This window comes from Microbacterium sp. ZXX196, assembly GCF_009709595.1.
In the GTDB taxonomy this organism is placed as follows: Bacteria; Actinomycetota; Actinomycetes; order Actinomycetales; family Microbacteriaceae; genus Microbacterium; species Microbacterium excoecariae.
Genome location: NZ_WMEE01000004.1, coordinates 163,272 through 179,458, shown reverse-complemented (window position 1 = coordinate 179,458; position 16,187 = coordinate 163,272). Strand labels below are relative to the sequence as shown.

Here is a 16,187-nt window from a genome sequence, read left to right as displayed (position 1 = left end):
GCTAGATCAGCCGGAGCGGTCGGCGTGGCCGAGCGACTTCTCGGGGGCGATGATGTCGCGCACGCGCCGCTTCAGCTCGGTGATCTCCGGGAAGCCGCCGTCCCGCTTGCGGTTCCACACGCGCGCTTCGCCGATGTCGACGCGGAACACGCCGCCCGTCGCCGGGACGAGCGCGACCTCGCCGATCTCCTCGGGGAACGACTGGAGCAGCTCCCCCGCGTACCACTGCGCGCGCAGCTGCCACTTGCACTGGGTGCAGAACGTGATTTCGATGCGAGGATCGGCCATGCCCTCAGCGTGGCATGCCGCGAGCGGAATAGGATCCCCGCGGCGCGTGTTGACCCACGAGAACGACGAGACGGAGCCCCATGACCAACGATTCCGGCCGCCCCCTCGACATCGAGGTGTGGAGCGACGTGCTGTGCCCCTGGTGCTACATCGGCGACGAACGACTCGAAAAGGCGATCGCGGCCTCGGGCCGCGAAGACGACATCCGCGTGCGCGTGCGCGCCTTCCAGCTGGATCCCACCGCGCCGTCGGAGCCGCGCTCGACGGTCGCGTATCTCGCGGAAAAGTACGGCACCTCGGTCGACGAGGCCCGCGGCATGGAAGAGAACGTCCAGAAGCTCGCCCACGAGGAAGGCCTCGCGTACGAGGTCGAGCACGCCGTGCAGAACACCCTCGACCTGCTGCGCGTCGTGAAGCTGGCCGACACCTTCGGCGCCGGGTGGCGCGTCATGAAGGCGATGCAGGCCGAGCTGTTCGGCGGGAGCCCCGACGCCTTCGATCCCCAGACCGCGGTGCGGATCGCCGCGGAGGCGGACGTTCCCGAGGCCGAGGTGCGCGACGTGCTCGCGTCCGATCGCTTCGCCGACGAGGTGCGCGCCGACCAGGCCGAGGCGCAGGCGCTCGGCGCGCGCGGGGTGCCCTTCACCGTGCTCGACCGACGCCTCGGGATCCCGGGGGCGGTCCCCACCGAGATGTACGGCCAGGCGATCGCGCAGGCGTTGGGGGCCGGCGTTGCCTGAGCCGGAGGAGCGACCGGGCCTGGCTCTGTTCGCCGCGCCCGACGCGATGATCTGCGACGCGGAGACCGGGGTGTGTCACGTCCCGTCCGCCGCGGATCCGGGACCCGCGGCGGACTGACCGCCGGTCCTACGCGCCGGGCGCGAGGATCCGATCGACGAGGTCCGTGACCGTCACGACACCCGTCATGCCTCCGCCGGACGTCACGACGGCGAGCTGCTCCCCGCTCTGGCGCATCCGCGCGAGCGCGTCCGACGCGAGCGTCGTCCCGGCCATCTCGAGCGGATCCCGCACGAGCGCGGCCGCGGGGGCGCTCTCGTCCTGGTCGAGCGTGTCGCGCACGTGCACGACGCCGGGCGTGTCCTCGTCTCGCGCGACGAGGATCCGGAGGTGTCCCGAGGCGAGCGCGGCCTCTTGCACGTCGCGAATCGTCGCGTCGCGCGCCACCGCCGTCGCCGCGCGCCCCGCAACCATATCGCCGAGCGTGAGGCTCGGAAGGTCCAGGACGGCGGCCAGGCGCGCCTCGTGGCTCGCATCGAGGGTGCCGGAGGCGGCCGAGTGCTCAACGAGCTGGCGGATCGTCGCGGCGTCCTGACCGCCGACGGCCGCGCTATCGACGGGTTCGACGCCGCTCGCGCTCACGAGCCTGTTCGCCATCCGGTTGATCCAGGACAGGATCGGGTGGAAGACGCGCGCGAGCGCCCGAGCCGGGAGCCCGATCGTCTTCGCGGCGAGCTCCGGATGCGCGATCGCCCAGGACTTCGGCGCCATCTCCCCGACGACGAGGTGGAGGAAGGTCACGAGGAGCAGCGAGAGGACGAACGCCGCGGAGTCGGCGAACCAGCCCGGCAGGCCGACTGCGGCGAGCAACGGCCCCAAGGCCTTGTCCACGGCGGGCTTCGTGACCGCGCCCAGCGCGAACGTACACACCGTGATCCCCAGCTGCGCGACAGCGAGCATGATCGTCAGCTCGTTCATGCCGCGCAGCGCCGCGCGGGCGGCGGCGCTCCGGGGCGCGTCCTCCTCCAGGCGGTGCCGACGCGCGCCCAGGAGCGCGAACTCGATCACGACGAAAAACGCGCTCGCCGCGATCAGCGCCGCGGTCGCGGCCGCGGTCAGCCAGCCGTCCAACGCGCTCATCGCTCCCCCTCCGGGTCGGTTGTCGTCGTACGCTCGGCCCGGGCCCGGGCTGGCACGTGGTGGCGGAGCTCGAGCACCTCGACGCGCAGGACCCGCCGCGTGTGCGCGGCCGAGACGAGGTCGTCCGGGTCGGGCTCGAGCGGGATGTCGATCACGTCCCGCGCGGCGGGGAGGGCGCCCGTTTCGGCGATCAGCAGGCCCGCGAACGTCTCCGCCTCGCCCGGTGCGAACGAGGCGCCGATCGCGCGCTCGACCTCATCGAGGGGCGTCTCGCCATCGACGATCCAGCCGGATCCGTCCGCGGCGATCCCGGCCGGCGGAGAGTCGTCGTGCTCGTCGGTGAGCTCGCCGACGAGCTCCTCGGCCAAGTCCTCGACCGTCACGATCCCCGCGAACCCGCCGAACTCGTCGACGACGCACGCGAGCTCCGAGCGCGCCTCGCGCATGGCGGCAAGGGCGTCGGGGAGCGCCATGACGACCGGCACGACGACCGGGGCGCGCATAATGCCCGCCACGGGCGAGGACGGATCCGTCGCCGCGAGGACGTCGATGAGTTCCACGACGCCGACCGGCGAGTCCTCCGCGGACACGACGGGGTAGCGCGTGTGCCCGCCCGCCATCTCGGCGCGAGCCGCGGCGATCGTCGTGTCGGGCGCGAGCGTGCGCACGCGGGAGTGCGGGACGATCGCGTGCTCCACGTCGCGCTCGGGAAAATCGAGCACGCGGTCGATGAGCGTGGAGAGGTCCTCGGGGAGGTGCCCGCTCGCACGCGAATCCGCGACCGCGCGCCGCAGGTCGTGCGGGGTCGCGCTCGCGTCGACGTCGTGCACGGGCGCGATCCGGAGCGCGCGCAGGAGGAGGTTCGCGGCCCGATCGAAGACCGCGATGAGCCAGCCGAATACTGTCAGGTACGCGAGCGTGGATCCCGCGAGGCGCCGGGCGAGCGGCCCGGGGCTCGCGATGGCGAGATTCTTCGGGTAGAGCTCGCCGAAGATCATCTGCACGACGGTCGCGAGCGCGAGCGCGCCGATGGTCCCGACGGCGATACTCACCCCCGCGGGGATACCGGCGCCGCCGAGGAGGGTGCCGATCGAGGCGCCGATGAGGGGCTCGGCGACGTACCCGACGAGGAGGCCCGTGATCGTGATGCCGAGCTGCGCCCCCGAGAGCATGAACGAGGTGCGCTTCGTGACGGCGAGGGCGCGGCGCGCCCGCGCGTCGCCCGCCTCGGCCTGGGCGCGCAGCGCCGACCGGTCGACGGACATGAACGCGAACTCCTGCGCGACGAAGTAGCCGTTGGCAGCGATGATGATGCCGCTGAGAACGATTCCGAGGAGGAGGGTGAGGATCGCGGCGATCACGAGCAGATCACCGCCCGGCCGCGGGGCGCGCGCGGCCAGCGCGCGGAAAGAAAGGAGGTCGGACTATGGGACGGGCCGTCTTGCGACGACCCCGGGCTCGCGGACGAGTCCATCAGCGGTGTTCACTCTCCTGAGTACCGGGGCCCGCGTCCTTCGCGGGTCGCCGGGTGGATCGACTGTAGCAGGCGCCCGACGGGGCGTCCCCCAGGCCTCACACACCCTCGGCGAGGGACGCGACGATGTCCGCAGCCGGCGCCCGGACCGCCGCGCGGTACCCCGTCCCGGCCCACAGGTGGAGGGCCTCGGGGTCGCCGCTCGCGCCCGCCGCCCGGCGCAGGCCCCGCGTGAGGTGGTGCACGGCGGGGTAGGCGGCGGGAGCGGCGTTCCCGTGGCGGTCGGCGAACGCGTTGCGGAGCGCGCGCGCCGGACGGCCCGTGAAGGCGCGGGTGAGAACGGTCTCGTCGAACCGCGGATCCGCAAGCGCCCGCCGGTGCGTCGACGACGTGCCCGCCTCGTCGGCCGTCAGAAACAGCGTCCCGACCGCGACGGCGTCGGCGCCGGCCGCGCGGAGCGCGCGGACGTCGGGCGCGCCGCCCGTCCCCCCGGCCGCGACGAGGGGACGGGCACTCGACGCGCGCACGGTCCGCACGATGTCGGCCGTCGCCGCGTCCGTCGGCGTCCGTCGGGGGTCGAAGCAGGCGCTGTGCCCGCCCGCGCGCGGGCCCTGCACGACGAGCCCGTCGACGCCGGCCTCCTCCGCGAGACGGGCTTCGGCGGGCGTGGTCACGCTCGCGAGGACGACGGATCCCGCCCTCCGGAGGGAGGCGATGTCGGCGGCAGACGGGAGGCCGAAGGTCAGCGACACGACCGGCACGGGATGTGCGCGGAGCAGCGCGAGCTTGTCGTCCCACGCGTCGTCATCGGGCACGAGCGCGCGATCGGGGTCGAGCGCCACCCCGGCCCGCCGGGCGTCCTCCTCGAGCCGGCGCGCGTAGGCGCGCACCTCGTCCGCGTCGCACGGCGCGCCCGAGGGAACGAAGAGATTGACGCCGAACGCGGGCGCGTCGCCGCGCACCTCGTCGATGTCTGCCGCGAGCTGCTCTGCCGACCGATAACCCCCGGCAAGAAACCCGAACGCGCCGGCGGCGGACACCGCCCGCACGAGCTCCGGGGTCGACGGGCCCCCGGCCATGGGTGCGGCGGCGAGAGGGAGCGCGGCATCGAACGGCGTCATGGGTCACCTTTCCGTGGAGAGCGCGCGGGAGGCGCGGATCCATTGTGTCGCGGACTACCGTGGGCAGCATGAGGGTGCTTCCCGCGATCCGCGCCGCGCGCCGGGCGCCGCTCGTGCAGGTCGCGAAGTCGGCCGTCGCGACTCTGGCGGCGTGGGGGCTGTCGCTGCTCCTCATCCCCGACGGGCCGCCGCCCGTGTTCGCGGCGATCGCGGCGCTGCTCGTCGTCCAGCCGAGCGTGAGCCAGTCGATGACGAAGGCGATCGAGCGATCGACCGGCGTGCTCGTCGGCGTCGTCATCGCCTCGGCGCTCGGGCTCGCGTTCGGATCCGCCACCTGGGTCCTCATTCTCGCCATCGCCGTCGCGCTCCTCGCGGCGTGGGCGCTCAGGATGACGCCGGGAACGACAAACCAGGTCGGCATCAGCGCGCTCCTCGTGCTCGCCCTCGGAGCTGCGACGCCGGACTACGCGGTCGCGCGCGTCGTGGAGACCATCGTGGGCGCCGCGATTGGCTTCGTCGTGAACCTCGCGATCGTTCCCCCCGTAGCGGTCGCGCCCGCGCATCGGGCGCTGGACGGCCTGGGCGAGGAGCTCGCGGCCACGCTCGAGCGCCTCGCGGACGCGCTCGCCTCCCCCGTCGAACCGGCGCGGCGCGAGGAGCTGCTCCTGACCGCGCGCCTGCTCCGCCCGATGCGCGACCGGGCCGAGACGGCCATCGAGGACGCGCGGGATTCGCTCGCGCTCAACCCGCGGGGACGCCGGCACCGGCGCGAGCTCGACGAGGTCGAGCGGGTGCTCGAGACCCTCTCCCCCGTCGTGACCCAGGTGATCGGTATGAGCCGCGCCTTCTACGACCGCTACGACGACGCAATCAGCGCCGAGCCCGTGTTCGCCGATATCGCCGAACAGCTCCGGCGCGCCGCCCACGACGTGCGTCTGACGCTCCGCCGTACCCCGACGGCCGCCGCCGCGGCCCCCGAAACGACGACCGTCCCGGCGCTCACCCGCCCCTTGCGCGTCGTGACCCCCTCGGACGCGAACTGGATCCTCGCGGGCGCACTCCTCGAGGACCTGCGGCGGATCCACGAGGAGCTCACCGGCGACGCATAGCGGGATACCGCGCCACGGGAACACGGACACCGGATAGTCTGGCGCCCACCTACGCGCCTCGGATTCGAGGAGGCGCCGCACCGAGGAGGGATCGCACGATGAACGATCAGGTCGACGACGGCACCGGGGTCTCCACGCACTCGGAATGGGGTGCGGGCCACCCGCGCCTGCGCGTCTCGCGGGGCGACGAGCGATTCGAGCACGCGCTGGCGGACGACGACACGACGATCGGGTCGGCCGCCGGCAGCACACTCCGCCTGGAGGGGACCGACGCCCTGCACGCGACGATCACGCACGACGACCGGGACGAGTATGTCCTCACCCTGCACGGGGAGGGCGAGATGAACGCGAATCCCGACGCCGCGGGGACGCACCCCGGCGACCGCACGGAGACGCTCCGCACGGGCGCGCGCTTCACCGCCGGCGCGTGGGCGTTCGTCTACGCCCGCGACGAGTACGCCGACCACGGCCGCCCGTACGGCGGTCGCAACGGCGGCGAACTCTCGGACCAGCCCGAGCAGCCGGCCCGCCCCGACTACTCGGGCGGGCACGCGACGCCGCGCGAGGGCACGGAGCTCACCGAGCACTGATGCGGGCGGGGTCCGGTGCGGCCGGACCCCGCCCGACCGCGCAGGCGCACGAAAAAGCCCCCGGCGAACCGGGGGCTTCGTGGTGGACCCAGGGGGACTCGAACCCCCGACCCCCTGCATGCCATGCAGGTGCGCTACCAGCTGCGCCATGGGCCCATTTTGTTGAGTTGTTCGCCCTCGCGGGCAACTCAATAAGCTTACAACACCCGCCGGAGTCAGGCGAAATCGGCCTCGACCGACGGGCGTGTCGGCAGCTCGAACGGCACCGTCGGGCAGTCCTTCCACAGGCGCTCCAGGCCGTAGAACTCGCGCTCCTCGCGATGGAACACGTGCACGACGAGGTCGCCGAAGTCGCAGAGGATCCAGCGCCCCTCGGCCTTCCCTTCGCGGCGCAGCAGCTTGTGGCCGGCCTGGTGCAGCTCGCGCTCGATCTCGTCCGAGATCGCCGCGACGTTGCGCTCCGAGCGGCCCGTCACGATGAAGAAGATGTCGGCGAGCGGCATCGGCTGCGAGACATCGAGGGCGACAAGCTCCTCGCCGCCCATCTTGTCGGCGGCGACGGCCGCGATCTGCAGCATGTCCGAGGACGAGGCGTTCACTAGTTGAAGACTCCCATGAAGTAGGCGGTGGCGAGGCTCCCCACCACAACAATGCCGAGGACGCCGGCCGTGATGCCGAGCGCGAACACGAGGCCGCGGCCCTTCTCCGGCGCGGGGGGCCGGATCACGTCACCCGCACTCTTCTGCGTCGAAATCGCGGCGGACGCCGCGATCGGCGTGGGCGAGGAATGCGCGGGCAGCTCGCCGTCGATCAGGACCGCGTCGACCTCGCGGCCGTCGGTGGTGCCGAGGGCCGCACCCGTCGAGCCCAGCCCCTCGGGGAGGCGGTGCGAGCTCGTCATGATGATCGAGCTCGGGGACGTGGTGGCGTACTGGTCCAGCAGGTCGTCGAAGGATCGCGCCGCCGGCGCCGATGGGCCGCGCCCGATGTGCTCGCCGAACGCGGGGTCGAGCTTCGGCACCTCCGTGACGACGTCGCCCACGGTCGTGTCGGCGGGGGGCTCGTGCGCCTCCGGCGCGGCCGGCGCCTCGGTCTCGGCGAAGTACGCGCTCGCGTCGAACGCCACGGTCGGGGTCCCGGGCTCCTCGCCGGTCACGCCGGCAGGGTCCTCGTCGGGGCGGGGCGAGGACGGCACCTCGGTGACGACCTCGAGCTCCTCGGCGGGGTCGTCCGCCTGCGGCGCCTCGGCCGCGGGAGCCTCCTCGACGATCTCCGCCGCCGCGGTGGGAACGGGCGCGTCCTCGGTCCCCGCGGGCCCGGCGGCCTTCTCCGGCGTCTCGACGACGGATCCGGTGTCCGTCGTCGGGATGACGGGAACCTCGTTCGTCCGCAGACGGCGGATCTCCCGGCGCGTGAGCGGGCGCCGCTCCGAGGCCTGTTCCTCGGTCTGGGTGCTCGCGACGACCGCGGGTCCCGTCTGCGCGGCGGCCGTGGCCGCGGCGACGGCCTGCTCGCCCCCGTGGGCGCGCAGCTCTCGCAGCTCGCGCCGCGTCAGCGGTCGGTGCCCCTGCTCGCCGGATGTGCTCATGCCCTACTCCGATAAAGATGGTGTTTCGCGATGTACTGGACGACGCCGTCCGGAACGAGATACCAGACGGGCAACCCGCGCCAGACGCGATCGCGGCAGTCAGTCGACGATATCGCGAGAGCCGGGATCTCGAGGCGACTGACGCGATCGCGCGGCAGATCCCCGGTGTCCAAGACGTGCCCGGGGCGGGACACGGCCACGAAGTGCGCGAGCTCCCAGAGCTCGTCGTGGTCGCGCCAGCTGAGGATCTGCGCCACGGCGTCGGCCCCGGTGATGAAAAAGAACTCGGCGTCTGGCCGCTCACGCCTCAGCTCGCGCAGCGTGTCGACCGTGTACGTCGCTCCCCCGCGGTCCACGTCCACGCGGCTGACCGTGAAGCGCGGGTTGGACGCCGTCGCGATGACGGTCATCTCGTACCGCGCCTGCGCCGGAGACACCGCGGCCTTGTGCCACGGCTCGCCCGTCGGGACGAAGATCACCTCGTCCAGGTCGAACGACGTCGCGACCTCGCTCGCGGCCACCAGGTGGCCGTGGTGAATGGGGTCGAACGTGCCGCCCATCACCCCGATGCGAGGAGGCCGCGACGTGTCGCTCACTCCGGCGCCTAGTGCGACGAGTCGGCGTGCTCGGCCGGATCCGCGTGACGGTTCGCGACGTGGCGGTACGAGGCCACGACCATGCCGGCGACGGCGAAGACCGCGAGCGCGACGATGCCGTAGGGAAGGGTCTCGAGGGCCACGCTCTCGTGACCGCCGGTCTCGGCGACGACGCTCAGGGCGGCGGAGGCGAACTGCATCCTGACTCCGATCAAGAAGGGAAAAACTCTGCCTCACAGCCTATCGCGTGCGGCGGGGGCGACCGCTCAGGGTCGGATCTGGCCCGAACCGCGGCCGATCCACTTCGTGCTCGTCAGCTCCGGCAGCCCCATGGGGCCGCGCGCGTGCAGCTTCTGGGTCGAGATCCCGACCTCGGCGCCGAAACCGTACTCGCCGCCGTCCGTGAAGCGGGTCGAGGCGTTGACGTACACGGCGGCCGAATCCACCTCGGCGAGGAAGCGCTCGGCCTCGCGCACGTCGGCGGTCACGATCGTCTCCGTGTGATGCGTGCTGTAGCGCGCGATGTGGTCGATCGCCTCGTCGAGGCTCTCCACGACCTTCATCGCGACGTCGAGGCTGAGGTACTCGGTCTCCCAGTCCTCCTCCGTCGCCGGCACGACGTCGTTCGCGAGCGAGCGCACCGTCTCGTCGCCGTGGATCGTCACGCCCGCGTCCTGGAGCGCGCGCGCCACCTGCGGGATGAGCCGCTCGGCGGCCTCGCGCACGACGAGAATGGTCTCCGCGGAGTTGCACACGCTGACGCGGTGCGTCTTCGAGTTCACAGAGATGTCGCGCGCCCAGTCCTCGGGGGCGCTCGCGTCGAGCACGACGTGCACGTTGCCGGCGCCGGTCTCGATCACGGGGACGGTGGAGTTCGTCACGACGGTCTCGATCAGGCTCGCGCTCCCGCGCGGGACGAGGACGTCGATGAAGCCGCGCCCGCGCATGAGCGCGTTCGCGCCCTCGCGGCCGAACTCGTCCACCGTCTGAATCGCCTCGGGGGTGACGCCGACGGATTCCAGCGCCTGACGCATGATCTCCACGAGCGCCATGTTGGACGACAGCGCCGCGCTCCCGCCGCGCAGCACGACGGCGTTGCCGGAGCGCAACGCGAGCGCCGCGATGTCGACCGTGACGTTCGGGCGAGCCTCGTAGATCGCGCCCACCACGCCGAACGGCACGCGGACCTGCTCGAGCGCGATGCCGTTGGCCATCCGCTCGCCGCGCACAACCTGCCCGACCGGATCCGGCAGCGCCGCGACCTCGCGCGTCGCGTCGGCGAGCGCGGACACGCGCTCGGTCGTGAGCGCGAGGCGATCGAGCAGCGAGTCGCCGATGTCGTTCGCGCGGCCCCGCTCGAGGTCCTCGGCGTTGGCCGCGATGATGCGATCCGCGTGCGCCTCCAGGGCGTCGGCGATCGCCCCGAGGGCGTCGGCCTTCTGCGTGCTCGTCAGGCGCGCGATCTCGCGCGTGGCGCCCTTCGCCAGGGCGAAGCGGCTCTCGGGGGCGTCGGTCGTCATCAGTGGTCCTCGCCTTCGTCGTCCTGCAGGATGACGGAGATCGCCTCCGTCTTCGGGTGGGTCTCGACCGCGGGGGCGAACCACGTTCCCACGTGGTGCCCGGCCAGCGCGTCCGAGATGTTGTCGGCGCTCGTGACGAGCGCGCCGACGCCGTGCTCCTGGGCAAGCCGGCCGGCCGTGGCCTTCGTCGCCGCTCCCCCGGTGCCGACGCTGTTGACGACCTTGCCGCCGAACTCGTAGTCGGCCAGGTCGTCGTCCGCGGTGATCGTGTCGATCGGGCGGGATCCCTCGCGGTCCGGCGGCGCGGTGTACAGCGCGGTGATGTCGCTGAGGAGCACGAGCGCGTCGGCCTTCATGAGGTGGGCCACGAGCGCCGAGAGGCGGTCGTTGTCGCCGAAGCGGATCTCGTGCGTCGCGACCGTGTCGTTCTCGTTGACGATGGGGAGCACGCCGAGGGTGAGCATCCGATCGATCGCGCGCCGGGCGTTGCTGCGCGGCGTGCTGTTCTGCATGTCGCTGAGCGTCAGGAGGACCTGACCGGCGAGCACCCCGTAACGGTCCAGGCTCGACTGCCAGCGCCACAGGAGGACGTTCTGGCCGACGGCCGCCGCGGCCTGCTGGGTCGCGAGGTCAGAGGGCTTGCCCTCGCCGAGGTCCATGAGCGAGACCGCGGTCGCGATCGCGCCGGACGAGACGAGGATGATCTCCTGACCGCGAGATCGCGCCTCGACGATCGCGTCGGTGAGCATATCGATGCGCCACGAGGCATCGCCCGAGATCGACGACGAGCCGACCTTGACGACGATCCTCTTGGCGGTTGCCAGGTCCTGACGTGCGTATGCCGTCACTGGTTACCATCCATCCCTTCGTACGCGTCTTCCTCGCCGTGCCGGGCGAGGCGACGCTCCTCTTCCAGGGCGCGCTCGATGGTACGCGCGTCCTGTCTGGCCTTATATGCGTCGCGGCGCTCGTTCGTCGTGCGACGACGATTCCCGTCGAGGCGCGGATCCGTCCCTCGCGGTGCCGCCGTCAGCTCGGCGGCCGAGGTCAGGGAGGGATCCCAGTCGAACACGATCCCGTCGTCGTCGCCGATGACGACGGGGGATCCGGGCTGCGCGCCCGCGCGGATGAGCTCGTTCTCCACGCCGAGCTTGTCGAGGCGGTCGGCGAGGAAGCCGACGGCCTCGTCGTTCTGGAAGTCGGTCTGCTGGACCCAGCGCTCGGGCTTCTCGCCGCGGATCCGGAACATGTCGCCGTACGTGCCGCCCTCGCGCACGACGGTGAACTCGCGCTCGGCGCCCTTGGGGCGCACGATCACGCGCTCCGGCGCGGCCTCGACGGGGGCCGCCAGGCGCTCCGCCGCGACGACCTCGGCGAGGGCGAACGTCAGCTCGCGCAGGCCGCGGTGCGCGACCGTGGAGATCTCGAAGACGCGGTAGCCTGCCGCCTCGAGGTCGCCGCGCACGAACGCGGCCAGCTCCTCGGCCTCCGGCACGTCGATCTTGTTGAGAACAACGATCTGCGGGCGCTCGAGGAGCGGCTTCTGCCCCTCCGGCACGGGGTAGTTCGCGAGCTCGGCTCGAATCGTCTCGAGGTCGGACATCGGGTCGCGGCCCGGCTCGAGCGTCGCGCAGTCCAGGACGTGCACGAGCGCCTGACAGCGCTCGACGTGGCGCAGGAACTCCAGGCCGAGCCCGCGCCCGTCGGAGGCGCCCTCGATGAGGCCGGGCACGTCGGCGACCGTGAAGCGCACGTCGCCGGCCTGCACGACCCCGAGGTTCGGGTGCAGGGTCGTGAACGGGTAGTCGGCGATCTTCGGGCGCGCCGCCGAGATCGCCGCAATCAGGCTGGACTTGCCCGCGGAGGGGAAGCCGACCAGGGCGACGTCGGCGAGCGTCTTGAGCTCGAGGTGGACGTCGCCCTCCCAGCCGGGCGTGCCGAGGAGCGCGAAGCCCGGAGCCTTGCGCTTGGGCGAGGACAGCGCGGCGTTGCCGAGACCGCCCTGACCGCCCGGCGCGGCGACGAAGCGCATGCCCGGCTCGATGAGGTCGGCGAGCACCTCCCCCGACGGATCCTTCACCACGGTCCCCACGGGGACGGGCAGCTCGAGCGGCTCGCCCTGCGCGCCGGAGCGCATGTCGCCCATCCCGAAGCCGCCGTTGGCGGACTTCCGGTGCGGAGAGTGGTGGTAGCTCAGCAGCGTCGTCGTCTGCGTGTCCGCGACGAGCACGATGTCGCCGCCGTCGCCGCCGTTGCCGCCGTCGGGGCCCGCGAGGGGCTTGAACTTCTCGCGACGCACGGAGACGCAGCCGTTGCCGCCACTCCCCGCGTGCAGGTGCAGGGTGACCTCGTCGACGAACGTGACCATGGTGCCTCTTCTCGAAACGGGGCCGGGTGGCCCCATGATGCCGCGTGCGGGCGTGCGCCCGCTACGCGAAAAGGGGGCGAGCAGAAGCCCGCCCCCTTCCCGGATGCAGATTGCGTGTGATGCGCGCGATTACTCGGCGGCGGCCACCACGTTGACGACCTTGCGGCCGCCCTTGTTGCCGAACTCGACCGCGCCCGCCGCGAGGGCGAACAGCGTGTCGTCGCCACCGCGACCGACGTTGGCGCCGGGGTGGAAGTGCGTTCCGCGCTGGCGAACGAGAATCTCGCCCGCGTTGACGTCCTGGCCGCCGAAGCGCTTCACGCCGAGGCGCTGCGCGTTCGAGTCACGACCGTTGCGGGTGGAGCTTGCGCCCTTTTTATGTGCCATTCCTCAAGCCTCTCCGGATTACTTGATGCCGGTGACCTTGACGCGCGTGAGCTCCTGACGGTGGCCCTGGCGCTTCTTGTAGCCGGTCTTGTTCTTGTACTTCTGGATGACGATCTTCGGCCCGCGGAGGTCCTGGAGAACCTCGGCCGTGACCGTGACCTTCGACAGCGCGTCGGCGTCGGTCGTCACGTTGTCGCCGTCGACGAAGAGGACGGCGGGCAGCTCGATCGACTCACCCTCGGCAGCCTGGACACGGTCGAGCGTGACGATCGAGCCGACCTCGACCTTCTCCTGCCGGCCACCGGCGCGAACAACTGCGTAAACCACGTTGATACCTGTTTCCTTGGGGACAAACCCCGCGGGGTCCATCCGAATCTCTCGGGAAGTCTGGGGTGTCCCAGCACGTTGCTTGCGTCGCACTGGATGTGCGAGCGCGTCGGCAAGGCTTCTGTCGCGCCGCCAGTGGGAGAGCGCGCGACCGGGGACGCACCAACGGTTAACTCTACCCGATTCTCTCCCAAACCGGGAATCGACACGACCGGCGCGTCGCGTGGGTTGTATTCTTGTGCATATGACCGTTCTCGTCGACACCCCCATGTGGCCCGCGCACGGCATGCTCTGGTCGCACCTCGTGAGCGACACGAGCCTCGAGGAGCTGCACGCGTTCGCGCGCGCCCAGGGGATCCCGCGACGAGGATTCGACCTCGACCACTACGACGTGCCGGCCGATCGCATCGACGCGCTCGTGGCGGCCGGCGCGCGGCGCGTGAGCGCGGGCGAGCTGACCCGCGCGCTCATCGCCTCCGGGCTGCGCGTGCGCGCGAAGGACCGCCCGACGCGCTGAGCGCGCCGGGCGGCGCCTCACTCGGCTCGCCGGGCCTGGTCGTTCGTGACAGAGACGGCCGTGCCCTCGAGGGCGGCGGTCGTCACGCGCCGACGGCCGCGACCCTGACCCGGGGCCTTCGGCTCGGGCAGCGCGTCGAGGACGGAGTCGAGCAGCGAGGCGGTCTGGCCCGTGCCCGCGGCCGCCGTGGTGGATCCGCCCGCCGAGCTCGCGCGGCGACGGCGGGGCTTGCGCGCCGGCTTCTCGCCGTCTTCCGCGGCCTCGGCCCCGCGCGGACCCTCGGGCAGCACGAGCTGGTCGAGCGACGCCGGCGACACTGCGGCGGCCGGCGCGGCGGCCGGCTCCCGCGGCTCCTCGTCGTGCGGGCGCGACGAGGCGGCGATCTTCGCGAGCGCGGACTTCGCACCCTCGGTGTTCACGTGCGGGGCCGGCTCCTTCTCCGGAGCGGGCGCGTCCTTCTGCGGCTGCGCGCCCCGGCCCTTGCCGCCGCGCGAGCGGCGCGAGGATCCGGATCCACCCCCGGTGGACGACGCCGGGCGGTGCTTCGAGACCGGGTCGTGGTGCACGATCACACCGCGGCCGGCGCACACCTCGCAGGGCTCGCTGAACGTCTCGAGCAGGCCCAGCCCGATCTTCTTACGCGTCATCTGCACGAGCCCGAGCGAGGTCACCTCGGCGACCTGGTGCTTCGTGCGGTCGCGGCTGAGGCACTCGACGAGGCGCCGCAGGACGAGGTCGCGGTTCGACTCGAGCACCATGTCGATGAAGTCGACCACGATGATGCCGCCGATGTCGCGCAGGCGCAGCTGGCGCACGATCTCCTCGGCCGCCTCGAGGTTGTTCTTCGTAACCGTCTCCTCGAGGTTGCCGCCGGATCCGACGAACTTGCCCGTGTTGACGTCGACCACGGTCATCGCCTCGGTGCGGTCGATGACGAGCGACCCGCCCGAGGGCAGCCACACCTTCCGGTCGAGGGCCTTCTCGATCTGCTCGGAGATCCGGAACTCATCGAACGGATCCCCCTCGCCCTCGTACGCCTCGATGCGCTCGAGGAGGTCGGGCGCGACGGAGGCGAGGTAGGAGCTGATCGTCTCGTGCGACGCCTCGCCCTGGATGATCATCTTCTGGAAGTCCTCGTTGAAGACGTCGCGGACGATCTTCACGAGCAGGTCGGGCTCGCTGTGCAGGAGCGCCGGGGCGTTGCCCTTCTCGACCTGGCGGCCGATGTGCTCCCACTGCTGCGTGAGGCGGTTGACGTCGAGCGTGAGCTGTTCCTCGGTTGCTCCCTCGGCGGCCGTGCGCACGATCACGCCCGCGGACTCGGGGAGCACCTTCTTCAGAATCTTCTTCAGGCGAGCGCGCTCGGTGTCCGGCAGCTTGCGGGAGATGCCGTTCATGGATCCGTTCGGCACGTACACGAGGTATCGCCCGGGCAGCGAGACCTGGCTCGTGAGGCGGGCGCCCTTGTGGCCCACGGGATCCTTCGTCACCTGCACGAGCACCTTGTCGCCCGGCTTCAGAGCCAGCTCGATGCGGCGGGGCTGGTTGCCCGTCTCGACGGCGTCCCAGTCGACCTCGCCGGAGTACAGCACGGCATTGCGGCCGCGCCCGATGTCGACGAAGGCCGCCTCCATGCTCGGCAGCACGTTCTGCACGCGGCCCAGGTAGACGTTGCCGATGAGCGAGGCGTCCTGCGCGCGCGCCACGTAGTGCTCGACGAGGACCCCGTCCTCCATCACGCCGATCTGCGTGCGGTTCGGGCGGGTCCGCACGACCATCTGGCGGTCGACGGCCTCGCGGCGCGCGAGGAACTCGGCCTCGGTGACCACGGTGCGGCGGCGGCCGGCCTCGCGGCCGTCGCGGCGGCGCTGCTTCTTCGCTTCCAGGCGCGTGGACCCCTTGATCCGCTGCGGCTCCGTGACGACCTCAACGACGCGGCCGCGACCGCGGCCCTCGTCGTTGCCGTCACCGTCGCCGGATCCGCCGCGGCGCCGGCGACGGCGGCTCGAGCGGTTGCCACCCGAGGCACGGTCGTCGTCGTCGCGGTCCTCCTCCAGGGGGGGCAACGCCGGCAGGAAACGGAGGTCGGGTGCGTGGAAGGTCAGCGCCGTGGATACCTGCGAGACGAAGTCCGCGGGGATCAGGCCCAGCGAGACGGCGGTCGGGACAGCGGGCTCGGCCGCTTCTTCGGCAGCAGGCTCGCCGCCCTGCTCGGGCGCGTCCGGATCCGCGTCGGATTCGGCGGGCGCCCCGGCGTCCGGCTCCTCGGGCGCCGGCGCTTCCGCGGGAGCGGGCGCCGCCGCGGTCTCCGTCGTCGTGTCCGGTTCTGTCGTGTTGTCTTCGACCATCTCTGGCGAACTCCCTGTACGGGCGGATCCCCGCCCGGAAAAATCGTGCCGATGCGCCCGGGGCGCGTCAGCGGCT

General features: G+C 72.1%; 19 protein-coding genes and 1 tRNA gene. 5 read left to right on the top strand and 15 right to left on the bottom strand.

Features of this window, described 5'->3' with window-relative positions; all coding sequences use genetic code 11:
* Positions 1-6: 6 nt before the first annotated feature.
* A complete protein-coding gene (locus GJQ66_RS06010) occupies positions 7-288 on the bottom strand; it encodes a SelT/SelW/SelH family protein (protein WP_155048441.1) in 282 nt (93 codons plus the stop codon).
* A gap of 80 nt (positions 289-368) precedes the next feature.
* Between GJQ66_RS06010 and GJQ66_RS06005 the strand changes: the two genes are divergently transcribed.
* Positions 369-1,028, top strand: a complete 660-nt coding sequence (locus GJQ66_RS06005) for a DsbA family protein (protein WP_155048440.1) — start codon at positions 369-371, stop codon at positions 1,026-1,028.
* The gene (locus tag GJQ66_RS15190) at positions 1,021-1,146 is read left to right on the top strand and encodes a hypothetical protein (protein WP_268866069.1); all 126 of its coding nucleotides are present in this window, start codon (positions 1,021-1,023) and stop codon (positions 1,144-1,146) included. Before GJQ66_RS06005 ends, GJQ66_RS15190 begins: the two co-directional genes overlap by 8 nt.
* Positions 1,147-1,155: 9 nt before the next feature.
* On the opposite strand, the gene GJQ66_RS06000 is transcribed toward GJQ66_RS15190, so the two are convergent.
* The 3 genes from GJQ66_RS06000 to GJQ66_RS05990 all read right to left on the bottom strand — a co-directional run bounded on the left by GJQ66_RS06000 (position 1,156) and on the right by GJQ66_RS05990 (position 4,761).
* Positions 1,156-2,166, bottom strand: a complete 1,011-nt coding sequence (locus GJQ66_RS06000) for a CNNM domain-containing protein (RefSeq protein WP_155048439.1) — start codon at positions 2,164-2,166, stop codon at positions 1,156-1,158.
* A complete protein-coding gene (locus GJQ66_RS05995; RefSeq protein WP_368732721.1) occupies positions 2,163-3,527 on the bottom strand; it encodes a hemolysin family protein in 1,365 nt (454 codons plus the stop codon). The genes GJQ66_RS06000 and GJQ66_RS05995 overlap by 4 nt, the downstream gene beginning before the upstream one ends.
* Positions 3,528-3,738: 211 nt before the next feature.
* Positions 3,739-4,761 carry a nitronate monooxygenase gene (locus tag GJQ66_RS05990; protein WP_230379324.1) on the bottom strand — a complete coding sequence of 341 codons (1,023 nt, stop codon included), beginning with the start codon at positions 4,759-4,761 and terminating at the stop codon, positions 3,739-3,741.
* A gap of 68 nt (positions 4,762-4,829) precedes the next feature.
* Between GJQ66_RS05990 and GJQ66_RS05985 the strand changes: the two genes are divergently transcribed.
* On the top strand, positions 4,830-5,870 hold the full coding sequence (locus GJQ66_RS05985) for an aromatic acid exporter family protein (RefSeq protein WP_155048437.1): 1,041 nt from the start codon (positions 4,830-4,832) through the stop codon (positions 5,868-5,870).
* 98 nt (positions 5,871-5,968) lie between these two features.
* Entirely contained in the window at positions 5,969-6,460 is a 492-nt protein-coding gene (locus GJQ66_RS05980) for a hypothetical protein (protein ID WP_155048436.1), read from the top strand.
* An 80-nt stretch (positions 6,461-6,540) separates the two neighbouring features.
* Here GJQ66_RS05980 and GJQ66_RS05975 read toward each other — a convergent pair.
* The 10 genes from GJQ66_RS05975 to rplU all read right to left on the bottom strand — a co-directional run bounded on the left by GJQ66_RS05975 (position 6,541) and on the right by rplU (position 13,246).
* Positions 6,541-6,616, bottom strand: a tRNA-Ala gene (locus GJQ66_RS05975).
* A 59-nt stretch (positions 6,617-6,675) separates the two neighbouring features.
* A complete protein-coding gene (rsfS, locus tag GJQ66_RS05970) occupies positions 6,676-7,038 on the bottom strand; it encodes a ribosome silencing factor (protein WP_155048521.1) in 363 nt (120 codons plus the stop codon).
* A gap of 20 nt (positions 7,039-7,058) precedes the next feature.
* Positions 7,059-8,048, bottom strand: coding sequence for a hypothetical protein (locus GJQ66_RS05965; protein WP_155048435.1), 990 nt, complete (start codon positions 8,046-8,048; stop codon positions 7,059-7,061).
* The gene (gene nadD / locus GJQ66_RS05960; RefSeq protein WP_368732720.1) at positions 8,045-8,644 is read right to left on the bottom strand and encodes a nicotinate-nucleotide adenylyltransferase; all 600 of its coding nucleotides are present in this window, start codon (positions 8,642-8,644) and stop codon (positions 8,045-8,047) included. Before nadD ends, GJQ66_RS05965 begins: the two co-directional genes overlap by 4 nt.
* Positions 8,645-8,652: 8 nt before the next feature.
* A complete protein-coding gene (locus GJQ66_RS05955) occupies positions 8,653-8,844 on the bottom strand; it encodes a hypothetical protein (RefSeq protein WP_155048434.1) in 192 nt (63 codons plus the stop codon).
* 66 nt (positions 8,845-8,910) lie between these two features.
* A complete protein-coding gene (locus GJQ66_RS05950; protein WP_155048433.1) occupies positions 8,911-10,164 on the bottom strand; it encodes a glutamate-5-semialdehyde dehydrogenase in 1,254 nt (417 codons plus the stop codon).
* The gene (gene proB / locus GJQ66_RS05945; protein WP_166317863.1) at positions 10,164-11,012 is read right to left on the bottom strand and encodes a glutamate 5-kinase; all 849 of its coding nucleotides are present in this window, start codon (positions 11,010-11,012) and stop codon (positions 10,164-10,166) included. Before proB ends, GJQ66_RS05950 begins: the two co-directional genes overlap by 1 nt.
* A complete protein-coding gene (gene obgE / locus GJQ66_RS05940) occupies positions 11,009-12,532 on the bottom strand; it encodes a GTPase ObgE (RefSeq protein WP_155048432.1) in 1,524 nt (507 codons plus the stop codon). Before obgE ends, proB begins: the two co-directional genes overlap by 4 nt.
* A gap of 129 nt (positions 12,533-12,661) precedes the next feature.
* The gene (gene rpmA, locus GJQ66_RS05935; protein WP_029149810.1) at positions 12,662-12,919 is read right to left on the bottom strand and encodes a 50S ribosomal protein L27; all 258 of its coding nucleotides are present in this window, start codon (positions 12,917-12,919) and stop codon (positions 12,662-12,664) included.
* Between the two features lie 18 nt (positions 12,920-12,937).
* Positions 12,938-13,246, bottom strand: a complete 309-nt coding sequence (rplU, locus tag GJQ66_RS05930) for a 50S ribosomal protein L21 (protein ID WP_166317856.1) — start codon at positions 13,244-13,246, stop codon at positions 12,938-12,940.
* A gap of 244 nt (positions 13,247-13,490) precedes the next feature.
* Between rplU and GJQ66_RS05925 the strand changes: the two genes are divergently transcribed.
* Positions 13,491-13,763 carry a DUF4031 domain-containing protein gene (locus GJQ66_RS05925; RefSeq protein WP_155048430.1) on the top strand — a complete coding sequence of 91 codons (273 nt, stop codon included), beginning with the start codon at positions 13,491-13,493 and terminating at the stop codon, positions 13,761-13,763.
* 17 nt (positions 13,764-13,780) lie between these two features.
* Here the strand turns inward: GJQ66_RS05925 and GJQ66_RS05920 are convergent, their stop codons facing one another.
* Complete coding sequence (locus tag GJQ66_RS05920) at positions 13,781-16,111, bottom strand: Rne/Rng family ribonuclease (RefSeq protein WP_155048429.1); 2,331 nt, start codon at positions 16,109-16,111, stop codon at positions 13,781-13,783.
* Positions 16,112-16,187: the final 76 nt, after the last annotated feature.

What these genes read in the sequence shown, in the direction of transcription:
- GJQ66_RS05985 (WP_155048437.1), top strand. Translation starts at nt 4,830, where the DNA reads ATGAGGGTGCTTCCCGCGATCCGCGCCGCGCGCCGGGCGCCGCTCGTG.
- GJQ66_RS06010 (WP_155048441.1), bottom strand. Translation starts at nt 288, where the DNA reads ATGGCCGATCCTCGCATCGAAATCACGTTCTGCACCCAGTGCAAGTGG.
- GJQ66_RS05925 (WP_155048430.1), top strand. Translation starts at nt 13,491, where the DNA reads ATGACCGTTCTCGTCGACACCCCCATGTGGCCCGCGCACGGCATGCTC.
- GJQ66_RS06005 (WP_155048440.1), top strand. Translation starts at nt 369, where the DNA reads ATGACCAACGATTCCGGCCGCCCCCTCGACATCGAGGTGTGGAGCGAC.
- GJQ66_RS05965 (WP_155048435.1), bottom strand. Translation starts at nt 8,048, where the DNA reads ATGAGCACATCCGGCGAGCAGGGGCACCGACCGCTGACGCGGCGCGAG.
- rsfS (WP_155048521.1), bottom strand. Translation starts at nt 7,038, where the DNA reads ATGCTGCAGATCGCGGCCGTCGCCGCCGACAAGATGGGCGGCGAGGAG.
- GJQ66_RS05955 (WP_155048434.1), bottom strand. Translation starts at nt 8,844, where the DNA reads ATGCAGTTCGCCTCCGCCGCCCTGAGCGTCGTCGCCGAGACCGGCGGT.
- GJQ66_RS05920 (WP_155048429.1), bottom strand. Translation starts at nt 16,111, where the DNA reads ATGGTCGAAGACAACACGACAGAACCGGACACGACGACGGAGACCGCG.
- rpmA (WP_029149810.1), bottom strand. Translation starts at nt 12,919, where the DNA reads ATGGCACATAAAAAGGGCGCAAGCTCCACCCGCAACGGTCGTGACTCG.
- GJQ66_RS05980 (WP_155048436.1), top strand. Translation starts at nt 5,969, where the DNA reads ATGAACGATCAGGTCGACGACGGCACCGGGGTCTCCACGCACTCGGAA.
- GJQ66_RS05950 (WP_155048433.1), bottom strand. Translation starts at nt 10,164, where the DNA reads ATGACGACCGACGCCCCCGAGAGCCGCTTCGCCCTGGCGAAGGGCGCC.
- GJQ66_RS06000 (WP_155048439.1), bottom strand. Translation starts at nt 2,166, where the DNA reads ATGAGCGCGTTGGACGGCTGGCTGACCGCGGCCGCGACCGCGGCGCTG.
- obgE (WP_155048432.1), bottom strand. Translation starts at nt 12,532, where the DNA reads ATGGTCACGTTCGTCGACGAGGTCACCCTGCACCTGCACGCGGGGAGT.
- GJQ66_RS05990 (WP_230379324.1), bottom strand. Translation starts at nt 4,761, where the DNA reads ATGACGCCGTTCGATGCCGCGCTCCCTCTCGCCGCCGCACCCATGGCC.